This is a genomic window from Scytonema sp. PCC 10023 (genome assembly GCF_963920835.1).
Taxonomy (GTDB): Bacteria; Cyanobacteriota; Cyanobacteriia; order Cyanobacteriales; family Nostocaceae; genus Kalymmatonema.
Window position 1 is genome coordinate 18489 of record NZ_CAWUDP010000115.1, and the last position, 10891, is coordinate 29379.

A 10891-nucleotide genomic window follows, 5' to 3' on the forward strand; every position below is an offset into this window, starting at 1 on the left:
TGATGACTGACGCAGTACACTCGTAACTTAGACAACTAGTATGCAAGTCATTCACCAAATGTACTCATGGCATGACAAAATCGAAAGATTGACAAACTTGTGTATGCAGAAACACGATGTAGAGGTTACACTGTGAGTACATTCCTATCTAGTGTAGCTGTCTTACTCTCGACTTTGGCTTTATTATGCAGTGGTTATACCGCTTACCAAGTTTTTACCCTGCAACAGACGCTGAATGTTGCTAATGCTGGTAAGAGTAACGCCACGACTTCCACCCAAAAGACTTCCAGTGTAGAAACCAGTACTGCTCCTCCTAAAATCACGCCTAGTCCACTGGAAACGTCTTCATTTGGAGATAAAACGGCACAACCCACAACTGACATTGAAACCGTATCACCTTCAACGCCACAATCAAAAGCTGGCAGTGGTGCTGCTATTAAACCTGGTGAATTTGTACAGCCTGCTTTTGGTAAAAAGGCGGAAGTGGAGTTACTTTCAGTAAAGCGCATTAAAGATCCAGAAACTGCCAATCGTGATGTGGTGAATGTGCAGATGCGTATCCGTCGTCTTGCTTCGGATGGAGTTGGTGGCGGTGAGATTATATCGGTTGGTAGTACAACAGCCCGTAATCCTGATACGAGCGAAACCTATAAAGCAGTTAACTTGCAGCGCTCAACGGGTAGTGTTGGTCTATTTTCTTTGCGTCCCAATGCCTCAGCTGATGCCTATGTTTGGTTAAGGATTCCCGACGGTGTTAACAGTTTAGACGTGTTTGTGCCAGACACAGCGGCATTTAATAATGTGCCAATTTCTAATTAGTCCTGAGTGATCAGTTCTGAGTCCTGAGTCGTAAGACGTGCTTACTCAGAACTCAGGACTGGAAACTCAGCACATGTAAAAAATTTAAGTTTTTATGAATACGGCGTTATCTTTTACTCTATATCAACAAATGCGAACAGCCCTAGTTAAGTGGGTTGATTTAGCAGAACAAGAGTGGAACCTACTTGCATCAAATTTTCAAGTGAAAACTGCTCAGAAACAAGAATACATTCTTCTACCTGGAGCAAAAGTACACCTATGAAACGCGGGATGTCTGGTAGCCCCAAAGGATAAGTGTCAAGGAATTAAAGGAATTGACCTCATCCGGTATTTATATCGGGGCGGAAAGACGACACGAGCAGATTTATCTGCCGTGACGTTATTTTTTCCGGAATAACTAACAGTAACGTAGTATTATGATAGCAGTACAACAAGCATTTTCAAGGAGGTGATTTTAAATGGGTCGGAGTAAGAGCCCATCTTTCATAACAGAAGTACCCTTAATAGTAGATAGCAAGCAGGAATCAGAGTTACTATCTCGGTTTCAAGCAGGTAGGCAACTATATAATGCACTGTTGAATGAAGCTATGGCAAGGATGGAGTTAGTCCGTAACTCCGAGCTATACAAAGCAGCTAAAAAAATACCCAAAAACCAGAAGAAAAAACGTAATGATGCTTTTACCCAAGCAAGAATCCTTTACAGATACTCGGAATATGAACTACAAGCGTACGCCACGATAGTAGCCAACAAATCAAAGTGGATAGCCCAAAAAGTTGATTCTAATACCCAGCAGAAACTAGCTACTCGCGCCTTTACCACAAGCGAAAAAGTCCTGTTTGGACAAGCTAAAAAGGTACGTTACAAAGTACCAACTCGTTTCCGGTCGATGGAAGGCAAGACTAATAAGCAAGGTATTAGGTGGAAAGATGAGTCTATTGTTTGGGGAAACCTAAAACTCCGGGCAATTATTAACCCATTCAACCCAGTCATTCAACATGGTTTAACTTCTCCAATCAAATACGTTCGCGTATTATGGCGTTTACTGAATGGCAAGCGACGTTGGTATGTTCAACTCGTAAATGAAGGTCTGCCGTTTCAGAAACCTAACAACTACGTCTGTGATGGCTTGATCGGGTTAGACCTGAATGTCAGTAACATTGCATACGTTGGAGACGACCACGCCGACCTATTACCGTTTGCTAAAAACGTCCCAAATTTTCAACATGAGATTGTAGCCTTGCAACGTAAAATGCAACGTTCTCAACGTGCCAGTAATCCTAATAATTATGAACCAGATTTTAAAGCACGCAGAGGACGTAAAACCGTTGTCAAAAAAGGCAAACCTAAAAAAGGTAAACGCCAGTGGAAGAAGTCCGCTAATTACCGCAAAGCCGCTCTAAAGAAACATGAATTAGAGCGTCGCAAAACAGCGTATGCCAAATCCCAAAATCATCGTGTTGTTAACGAGATTCTAAGGCATGGCAAGAACATCAAAACTGAAAATGTAAGTGTTAAGGGTTGGCAAAAAAGATATGGTAAAGCCATCTCTGCCAAATCCCCTGGATTTGTACAATCAGAACTGATTCGTAAAGCTGAAAAGGCTGGCGGTTCAGTTATCAAGTTCTCTACTCAAAAAACCGCGCTCTCCCAAACTCATTTGGACGGTACTCGCATCAAAAAATCGCTGTCCGAGCGAGTTCACCGTGATCTAACCGGAATTCCGGCGCATCATCGTGATTTGTTCAGCGCTTTTCTGAGTAGATCTGTCAATCAGAACGAGTTGTCATTGCAGGATGTCAAACGCGAGTATCCGGGGCTGGAACCAGTCCTGTTGGAGGCATGGCAACGTTATCTAACCCGCGAGCAAGTAAGCGAGTCCCAAAGCAGGAAGGCTGATTATCCCTCGGAGCGGGTCTTCAACGAGCTGCTAATCTCTGACCAGATAGCTGAATCGAGCAAAAAGTCAGTCGAGGATGTGGCCGTACCGCCCCGTTTTCTAAACGGGGGAGGGTTCAAGAACTCTACTTTGTCTGTAGTGGGCTACTTCGTTTCTACTACATTACAGACGATGGGATGGAATCAAACAAAGCATTTATTGCTGAAAACACTTTTGCAGGTTCCCTCGCGGCTTATAACCTTGACTTACCTATCGTATATGGTGTTCAGGCTCTAGAGCCGACGATGCTTTTAACTGCAAGCTTTAGCGACTTTGTAGCTCTATTTGACCAACACCCAATATTTGACAGACTGGGGCGAAAGTTAGCAGAGTGGTTACTCATAAGAAAAGAACTCCGAGCCAGAAGCTTATTGCAACAACAAGCTACTGAGCGGTATCTCGATTTTGTCAAACAATATCCCGACTTAGTTAAACGAGTACCGCAATATCATATTGCTTCCTACTTGGGAATTACAGAAGTATCCCTATCCCGACTAAAACGTACAGTATAAAACTTTTTTCTTATCATTTGTTAATGCGTCTCCATTATTCCCATTGGTAAATTGTATTGGCAACGCAATGGAGATGAGCATGAAAGTTGGTTTCATTGGCACGGGAATTATGGGAAGTCGGATGGCGGCTAATCTGCTTCTTAATGGTTATGAAGTAATTATTTTCAATCGTACCCAAGACAAAGCTACCTCTCTTATCAAGAATGGGGCTTTATGGGCAGATACTCCTGGAGCTGTAGCAAAACAAGTTGAGATTATTTTCACCATGTTGGCAAATCCAGAAGCTCTTATGGATGTAGCACTTGGAGAAAATGGCTTCTTAGATAACCTTGCACCAAATGCTTTATGGGTAGATTGCAGCACAGTTCATCCCTCATTTTCACGTCAGATGGCAACGGCTGCTCAAAGCAAGCAAGTCAGGTTTTTGGATGCTCCTGTAGCTGGCTCTAAAAACCAGGCTTCAAAAGCAGAATTAGTATTTATGGTAGGAGGAAATGCAACCGATGTGAAAACTTGCCAACCTTTATTTGAAGCTATGGGAAGCAGGTTTATTCATGTTGGAGAATGTGGGATGGGAACTTCCTTAAAACTAGCAAATAACCTATTACTGGGTACATCAATGGCAGCATTTGCCGAAGCAGTAATATTAGGGCAAGCTTTGGGTATTTCACAAGAGATGTTGCTCAAAGTTTTGCTGGGAGGAGCAGTAGCTGCACCCTTTTTATCAACAAAGAAACAAATGCTTGAACTCGAAGATTATGAAGCGGAATTTCCTTTACAATGGATGCAGAAAGACTTACACATGGTAGCGATCGCAGCGAATGAGGCTGGTGTGGCAATACCAGTTACCAGTATTGTCAAAGAAATGTATCGTTTAGCAATGCAGCAAGGGCTAGGTGAAAAAGATTTTTCGGCTATCCATAGCTTTTTTAAACAAGGGAGTAAAAACGAATAAAAGCAACCTTTCCTCATTAGACTTGTTGCAAAAGTATGATTTAAAGATAGACAAAACCACAGATACACACAGATGAACACTAGTTATTTATCTGTGTTCATCTGTGTCCATCTGTGGTTAATTATTCTTTTTTTTGGACTTTTGCACTCTTGTTTATTGAATAGCAGTATTCTCTTCTAGAGACAAACTGTCTGTACCCAGCGCGTTGAAAGGCGCGAACCATCGCTGCATTATTAACATCAGCATCACTACGGATGCGTACAGCACCGTTGGACTTAAGGGTGAGGGTTCCCTGCTGTAGCAAATCGTTAACGTAGCCTTGTCCCCGGTGTTCAGGGACTACACCAATAAATGCAATGATTGGTCCACCATCATTCTCTGCTGGCATAATCAAACCAACAAGAGTACCGTCTTCGGTGTAAGCTAGTTGCCACCACATCGGTTTGTACTTGAAAGCCTTCGACGTATGAAAGCGTTGCACTGCTTCTTCCTCTAAACCCAGTCTAGCCTGTTCATGCAAAATGGAGCGATCGCGAGTTTGTGACGATACTTGCATCATGGCATAAATGAAAGCATCTTCACCAACCTCATTAAGCGAACGGAAAGTCAGCCGATTTGATGGCGTGATCTGAGTCTGAGTATCTTTCCACTCAAAGCGAATCGTTTCCCTTTTTAGAGAAAATCCAAAGTTTTCCAGCAGATCAATTCGTTTTTCGAGGTATGTGGAGTAGGGTGATGGGATATCGAGTTGATACTCCATACTGTCATTATCATGAAGGTGCAACTGTGTCAAGCTTTGTTGTAAAAGCTGTGTGCCGACTTCAAGATAGTTGGCGTTCCAAGGGAGTTCCAAAAAATCACAGATGAAAGGCTTGCCGAGTGATGGTAAACTCCAGTAAACAATACGCCCGACGAATCCTGCTTCTTCAGCGACAAAACACCACTCAGGGCGAACGTAGCCTTCATCCCACATATCTCTCAAATAATTGAGAAAATGCTCGTTTAGATCAGCTTGCTCACTGAAATTAGCGAAGGCTTCCAGTTCCTCGCGGCTAATGGGGCGAATATCCATGATGAATCTCCTAAGACTGTAGCGATAGTTACTTGCTTGCTGAATGTCATCATAGGTATCACCCCCTAGGCAAGAATAATTATAATTACCAATATTAGATTATATCATCTTGAATGATGAGTATAGACAGTTCTACAGGTTTTGCGCTGGAACTTTCTGGCTACACAGTAAAGCGACTAAAGCCAAATGATGAAGAAGTTCTTCAGCAACTCTATGAGGAGTGCGCGGACTTTGCTTATCTTACAGACGGGCATCCGCCCTCACCGTCTGCCGCTCGTGAGGAATTTCTCGCTGTTCCTGAAGGGAAAACTTTGCAAGACAAATTTATGTTTGGTCTTTTCGACGCGCACAACGTCTTGGTGGGATTAATTGAAGCAATCCGGCATTACCCTGATGAAAGCAGCTGGTGGGTGGGGTTGATGATGCTTGCTCCCCAACAGCGAGGCAAAGGTTTAGGCTCTAAGTTTTATAGGGTTTTTGAGCGTTGGGTATTAGCCCATGGAGCGCAGCAGGTGATGCTATGTGTTATTGAAGAGAACGAGCCAGGATTTATTTTTTGGAAGAAAATAGGTTTCGAGGTGACACGCAAAACACCACCTAGGGAATTCGGCAACAAAACGCATGCGCTCTACGTTATGAAACGGACTTTAGACGCAACTACCTAAACAGTGAGTCAACAAGATATGGAATTTCCAAGAAATAAATTATCCAACTTGTGGGGTGGGCATCCTGGTTCCCCCAATTTATGGGACGGGCTAGAAGCCCATCCCACAAGAAAACTGGGATATTTTTTAATTTGGATGCAGAAACTTATTCTACATTACAACTAGTCGGACTCTATGATGAGCGTTGGGATGTCGAACTAAATTTTAAACATCTAAAAACAACTTTAGGTATGGAGATATTGCGGGGTAAAACTCCCCAAATGGTAAGCAAAGAAATTTATATTTATTTATTAGCTTACAATTTGCCACTTTCATTAATGTGGAAAGCGGGTACAACTTACGGTGTGCCACCTCTACGCTTATCCTTGCAGGGAACTGGTCATCCGAGAGCGATAATTTTATTCCGGCATTATTAGTTACTTCTGCAACAAAACGCCACAAAATTTATCGGACGTTACTAAAAATTATTATCCACAAGTCAGTACCTGATCGCCCAGGGCGGAGTGAACCAAGAGTTCGTAAACGTCGCCCCAAAGCTTATCCATCCACTCATGCAGCAACCTGCCGTACTACGTCAAATGGCGGCAACAGCATGATTTCTTTGTTAGCGATCGCTCTTATCGAGCGTGCCATTCCTCCCAGAGTAGTTGTCTTTGGGCGTAAGGCTCCCCCAGCTGATATCATCATTTAATTGTTAGTGATATAAAAATCCCCTTGGTAATTACTTTGGTATCTCACAAAGCGCCACCATCAACATCTATTGCCACTCCAGTTGTAAAGCTATTGGAGAGGAAATATAAATAAGTTTCTGCTATGTCTTCAGCAGTTCCAACTCTCCCTACCATCAACTTCTCCCCAACGGTTTTATACATATCAAGCCGTTCTGCTTGGGAGAAGTTATTCCATACGTCGGTTTTCACCAACCCTGGTCTGACTACATTTACTCTAATAGGAGCTAGTTCAACCGCCAATAATTTACCAAGAGAGTCTATTGCTCCATTAATGCTAGCTAAAGTAGAGTTTCCCTTATTTTGACGACCGCCGCCGGACATAAAGGTGATGGAACCTTGAGGTTTAATACGCTTTGCCCCGTACTTCGCGCAGAGGTACTGCCCCCAGAATTTCACAGCAAATTGGTGTGTAACAAGCGTCATATCAGCATCCAAGAAAGAGCTAAAAGTAATCGGGTCACCAGGGGTAGTCACTAGATGGTCAAACTCCCCCACCTGGTCAAATAAAGCCTGAATAGAATCTTCCTCCGTCACATCAACAGTATATGCCTTAACATCTCCCCCAATTATTGACGCAGCTTGCTCGCACCGCTTTTGACTGCGAGAGGCAACTACGATACTGGCTCCTTGCACAACAGCAGCTTTGGCAACAGCTAAACCAATGCCAGATGTCCCTCCAACGACTACAACTTTTTGATTTTCAAGTGACATAAGGCTACCTCTTTTGCTGACTTTTCTTAAGATATTTTTCTTTTGACTTGATTACACACCAACAGACTTTAGGCAGTTTAGGCTTACTACTAACCGTTAATTAATTGTTGGAACGGTACCGCCATCAATTCGGATATTTGCACCATTGATGTACCCAGCTAGGGGACTAGCAACGAACGTTAGGAGATCGGCTACCTCTTCCACACGTCCGAGGCGACCGACTGGATTAGGCAATAGCTCTCGCGCAAATCGCGACTCGATTTCGGTCCACTCGGTTGTGGACCACTGCTGCTTCTCGGCGTACTGACGAATCCTACGTTCGGCTCCGGGAGTCAAAAAGCCCCCAGGGCTAACTGTATTTACTGTAATTCCCGTCAGAGCTAATTCCTTGGACAAGCTGACGGTTAGATTTACGTTAGCCGCTTTGGTAGCAGCATAATCGGGCTGGTCCGCTTGAGGAAGCGTGGCAACACAGCTTGCGATCTGGATAATTCGTCCCCAGCCTAGTTGTCTCATCTGTGGTACCAGATGTTGGATCATCCGCACCATAGAAATGACATTAGTGTTGTAAAAATTCATCCAGTCCTGCGGGGTAGCATCCCAACCGTGGTCAGGGTAAGCTCCAGCATTGTTTACTAAAATGTCTACGCCTCCTAAAGCCACCAGCGTTCCCTCCGCTACTTGGCTAGCGCCATCGTCTGTACTTAAATCGCCCAGCACGACATAGGCTATACCGCCCTGTGAGCTAATCTCTTCGACAACCCGGTTAGCTTCCTTTTCATTCCGGCCCTGCACAACAACTGCAACGCCCTCTTTAGCCAAGCTTTTAGCAATTGCCTCACCAATACCACTGCTGGAACCTGTTACTAGAGCACGTTTTTCTTTAAGCTGAAGATCCATACGTATTACTCCAAATTCCTTTAAACTTTTAATTAATTTGCTTGGGTAGCGGACTTACGAGCGGTAAGAGCCGTGTTCAACATCATCAAGGATTGTACGTCGGTGTGGATTCCAGCCAAGTTCCTGTCGCGCCTTAGTTCCGGCTACACGGCTGTTCGTTGCAACAATCTTGGCGACAACTGGTCCCCAAACTTCAGATGCTTGCTCCATCGTCCAACTCTCGGTCTTGCCGCCCAAGCTAGTAGAGTGACTTACAGCTTCAGCCAGAGCTTTGGCACTCACCTCTGCGCTAGCAGCGTTGAATAACGAGCCAGGGGAACCCTGCTCTAAAGCAAGACTGTAGAGATCTGCTAGGTCATCAACATGCACCGTAGACCAAATGTTCTCCCCCTTACCGATGTAGGGGACAGTTTGCAATCCTTTTGCTCGTTCAAGAAGGTGGAGAACTTGCCAACCACCGTTATGACCAAATACCATACCAGGGCGAAGGACAATGCTGCGAATATTGCGCTTGGTAGCAGATCGCACAAATTCTTCAGTTTCGACACGAGGAGCCATGAAGGATGGAGGAACAAATGGCATTTCCTCGGTGTAAACAACATCACTTGCGTCACCATTCGCCAGGTCAGCTACCACAAATGAGCCGCTAGTGAAGATGAATGGCTTTCCTGAGCCTTCAAGCGCATTCAAGATAACATTAACAACATTGCGTTCTGTTGCCCACATTCGGGAGAAATCATTTTGCCATGACAAATCGTTCTGGTCGATTGTAGCGGCAACTACACCGCGTCCTGGCTCGACTGCTGGCTGATTACCCGCTGCGTGAATGAGAGCATCTGCTTTTCGGATACCCTGTTCAATGCTTTGGGTATTGGATAAATCCCCGCGATGCGGCTCGATACCCCGTTGGCGTAACTTAGCTTCAGCACTGTCGGAACGTGCCAACCCAAGAACTTGATGTCCGGTTGCCAGCAACTTCTGGGCAATGGCACTGCCGACATAACCAGTGGCTCCGGTTAAAAATATTTTCATCTGTTGCTTAATTTAGATCTGGTCAATGCAGGGCAACTGCTGTATTCAACGTAACAAGATATTTATGACAGTACCAGAGAGCATTTATAATGGTATAAATTCTACTAGGTTTAGGCACAGGCAAAGCTTAATGGATGACGCGCAAAGACTTCGGGAACTGAAAGATTTCTTGCAGACGCGCCGTGCTCGTCTTTCTCCTGAAGAGTTCGGCTTTCCCAGTGGTCGCCGACGCGCACCGGGTTTGCGCCGCGAAGAGGTGGCTCAACTGGCTTCTGTAAGTACAACATGGTATACCTGGCTGGAGCAAGGACGCGATATTCGTGTGAGCGCACAAGTCTTGGAGGGTCTGGCTCGCGCGCTGCAACTGACTACAGAGGAAAGAACACATCTATTTATGCTGGCGCTCCAGCAACCCCCGCCTGAGCTTGATACACAGCAGGAGATAATTAGCTCAGTACACCAGCAGATACTGGATCATTATGGCGCAGGTCCAGCTTACATGACAGGGCGACGGTGGGATGTTCTAGCTTGGAACCAGCCTGCAAGTATTTTGTTTGGCGATTTTAGCGCGATGCCGCATCGGGAGCGCAACTTCGTCTGGTTCTTTTTTACCAATACAGCCCATCGTCGCCTACTCGTGGATTGGGAAGACCATGCCCAGTTCGTGCTGGCAAAATTTCGTAGCACTTGTAGCCGCTACTTGGGAGACGAAAAGTTAATAGAACTAATAGAAGACTTGCTTCGGGTCAGTCCTGAGTTTCGGCAGTGGTGGCCTCGTCACGATGTATTTGGGAGACCCTTTGGACGTAAAGAATACGAGCATCCTATAGTGGGGCGGTTAATCTTTGATTACACTGCTTTTGTGGCAGCGGAGTCACCAGACTTAAGGTTTGTTGTTTATACTCCTCTACCTGGGTCGGAAACTCTTGAGAGGTTCCGGAAACTACAGGAGCTACATAAAGCCAAGTCGCTGTTTATCTAAGTTTTGAACTCGCTTTCGCAGCAGTCGAAACCTGCTTATCACCTTCGAGAGTTAATCTGGGTATGACCAAATTCTAATGTGTCAGCAGAATTCATAAAACTTCGCGGGATGTGGGAAACGAGCGAGTATGCGCGACCTGAGAGGAAAACGACACGAGCGAACGCCAGATGCTACAAGTCGGCAGAGCCGCCCACCGCACTGGCTCCTTTAGTCGCCTTACTCCATTACCGCCTTGGGGTTACTGGATTCGGTGTACTTTTGTAATGTACTTTCGAGCTTGACAATTACCCTTACGGGTTCGCCATGTACCTCCAAGGAGGGAGACCCTCCTTCAGTACTGGCTCACCATCTCAACTCGTTCACCCCAACGGGAGAGCCAGTTCCCTGCGGAGGGAAACCCTCCTATGTCCTGAGCCCTTCGGGCACGGCTTGAGGCCGAACGGACACGCTGCGCGAACAGGACTGGACTCACCTGTACGCATAACGGTTTTGCTCCGTAGAGCCTTCCCAAAAGGGAGTAAAGTTAGCTTCTCCCAAGGGGAGACGCTGAGCCCTGCGGGCACGCTGCGCGAACG

The 10891-nt window shown here is 45.3% G+C and carries 13 protein-coding genes; 9 read left to right on the forward strand and 4 right to left on the reverse strand.

Annotation, left to right across the window (positions count from 1 at the left end; translation table 11 throughout):
- Window positions 1–132 precede the first annotated feature (132 nt).
- The 5 genes from ACM0OZ_RS40600 to ACM0OZ_RS40620 all read left to right on the forward strand — a co-directional run bounded on the left by ACM0OZ_RS40600 (window position 133) and on the right by ACM0OZ_RS40620 (window position 4223).
- The gene (locus ACM0OZ_RS40600; RefSeq protein ID WP_414588541.1) at window positions 133–819 is read left to right on the forward strand and encodes a hypothetical protein; all 687 of its coding nucleotides are present in this window, start codon (window positions 133–135) and stop codon (window positions 817–819) included.
- A gap of 130 nt (window positions 820–949) precedes the next feature.
- The gene (locus ACM0OZ_RS40605) at window positions 950–1081 is read left to right on the forward strand and encodes a hypothetical protein (protein WP_414588542.1); all 132 of its coding nucleotides are present in this window, start codon (window positions 950–952) and stop codon (window positions 1079–1081) included.
- 196 nt (window positions 1082–1277) lie between these two features.
- A complete protein-coding gene (locus tag ACM0OZ_RS40610; protein WP_414588543.1) occupies window positions 1278–2993 on the forward strand; it encodes an RNA-guided endonuclease TnpB family protein in 1716 nt (571 codons plus the stop codon).
- Window positions 2879–3268: a Crp/Fnr family transcriptional regulator gene (locus ACM0OZ_RS40615; protein WP_414588554.1), complete on the forward strand. Its 390-nt coding sequence runs from the start codon at window positions 2879–2881 to the stop codon at window positions 3266–3268. Before ACM0OZ_RS40610 ends, ACM0OZ_RS40615 begins: the two co-directional genes overlap by 115 nt.
- Window positions 3269–3347: 79 nt before the next feature.
- Window positions 3348–4223, forward strand: coding sequence for an NAD(P)-dependent oxidoreductase (locus ACM0OZ_RS40620; RefSeq protein ID WP_414588545.1), 876 nt, complete (start codon window positions 3348–3350; stop codon window positions 4221–4223).
- A 121-nt stretch (window positions 4224–4344) separates the two neighbouring features.
- On the opposite strand, the gene ACM0OZ_RS40625 is transcribed toward ACM0OZ_RS40620, so the two are convergent.
- Window positions 4345–5295, reverse strand: a complete 951-nt coding sequence (locus ACM0OZ_RS40625) for a GNAT family N-acetyltransferase (protein WP_414588546.1) — start codon at window positions 5293–5295, stop codon at window positions 4345–4347.
- A 113-nt stretch (window positions 5296–5408) separates the two neighbouring features.
- Between ACM0OZ_RS40625 and ACM0OZ_RS40630 the strand changes: the two genes are divergently transcribed.
- The 3 genes from ACM0OZ_RS40630 (at window position 5409) to ACM0OZ_RS40640 (ending at window position 6651) form a co-directional block, all read left to right on the forward strand.
- Window positions 5409–5960 carry an N-acetyltransferase family protein gene (locus ACM0OZ_RS40630; protein WP_414588547.1) on the forward strand — a complete coding sequence of 184 codons (552 nt, stop codon included), beginning with the start codon at window positions 5409–5411 and terminating at the stop codon, window positions 5958–5960.
- 80 nt (window positions 5961–6040) lie between these two features.
- Entirely contained in the window at window positions 6041–6376 is a 336-nt protein-coding gene (locus ACM0OZ_RS40635; RefSeq protein WP_414588555.1) for a transposase, read from the forward strand.
- Window positions 6280–6651, forward strand: coding sequence for a hypothetical protein (locus ACM0OZ_RS40640; RefSeq protein WP_414588557.1), 372 nt, complete (start codon window positions 6280–6282; stop codon window positions 6649–6651). Before ACM0OZ_RS40635 ends, ACM0OZ_RS40640 begins: the two co-directional genes overlap by 97 nt.
- 43 nt (window positions 6652–6694) lie before the next feature.
- Here ACM0OZ_RS40640 and ACM0OZ_RS40645 read toward each other — a convergent pair whose 3' ends face one another.
- The 3 genes from ACM0OZ_RS40645 to ACM0OZ_RS40655 form a co-directional block, all read right to left on the reverse strand.
- Entirely contained in the window at window positions 6695–7402 is a 708-nt protein-coding gene (locus tag ACM0OZ_RS40645; RefSeq protein ID WP_414588548.1) for an SDR family oxidoreductase, read from the reverse strand.
- A gap of 96 nt (window positions 7403–7498) precedes the next feature.
- The gene (locus tag ACM0OZ_RS40650) at window positions 7499–8302 is read right to left on the reverse strand and encodes an SDR family NAD(P)-dependent oxidoreductase (protein WP_414588549.1); all 804 of its coding nucleotides are present in this window, start codon (window positions 8300–8302) and stop codon (window positions 7499–7501) included.
- 54 nt (window positions 8303–8356) lie between these two features.
- Entirely contained in the window at window positions 8357–9334 is a 978-nt protein-coding gene (locus tag ACM0OZ_RS40655; protein WP_414588550.1) for an NAD-dependent epimerase/dehydratase family protein, read from the reverse strand.
- Between the two features lie 130 nt (window positions 9335–9464).
- On the opposite strand from ACM0OZ_RS40655, the gene ACM0OZ_RS40660 reads away from it, so the two are divergent.
- A complete protein-coding gene (locus tag ACM0OZ_RS40660) occupies window positions 9465–10316 on the forward strand; it encodes a helix-turn-helix transcriptional regulator (RefSeq protein ID WP_414588551.1) in 852 nt (283 codons plus the stop codon).
- Window positions 10317–10891 lie beyond the last annotated feature (575 nt).

Coding starts and splice junctions, on each gene's coding strand:
- ACM0OZ_RS40605 (WP_414588542.1), top strand. CDS start 950: ATGCGAACAGCCCTAGTTAAGTGGGTTGATTTAGCAGAACAAGAGTGG.
- ACM0OZ_RS40610 (WP_414588543.1), top strand. CDS start 1,278: ATGGGTCGGAGTAAGAGCCCATCTTTCATAACAGAAGTACCCTTAATA.
- ACM0OZ_RS40620 (WP_414588545.1), top strand. CDS start 3,348: ATGAAAGTTGGTTTCATTGGCACGGGAATTATGGGAAGTCGGATGGCG.
- ACM0OZ_RS40625 (WP_414588546.1), bottom strand. CDS start 5,295: ATGGATATTCGCCCCATTAGCCGCGAGGAACTGGAAGCCTTCGCTAAT.
- ACM0OZ_RS40630 (WP_414588547.1), top strand. CDS start 5,409: ATGATGAGTATAGACAGTTCTACAGGTTTTGCGCTGGAACTTTCTGGC.
- ACM0OZ_RS40635 (WP_414588555.1), top strand. CDS start 6,041: ATGGGACGGGCTAGAAGCCCATCCCACAAGAAAACTGGGATATTTTTT.
- ACM0OZ_RS40645 (WP_414588548.1), bottom strand. CDS start 7,402: ATGTCACTTGAAAATCAAAAAGTTGTAGTCGTTGGAGGGACATCTGGC.
- ACM0OZ_RS40650 (WP_414588549.1), bottom strand. CDS start 8,302: ATGGATCTTCAGCTTAAAGAAAAACGTGCTCTAGTAACAGGTTCCAGC.
- ACM0OZ_RS40655 (WP_414588550.1), bottom strand. CDS start 9,334: ATGAAAATATTTTTAACCGGAGCCACTGGTTATGTCGGCAGTGCCATT.
- ACM0OZ_RS40660 (WP_414588551.1), top strand. CDS start 9,465: ATGGATGACGCGCAAAGACTTCGGGAACTGAAAGATTTCTTGCAGACG.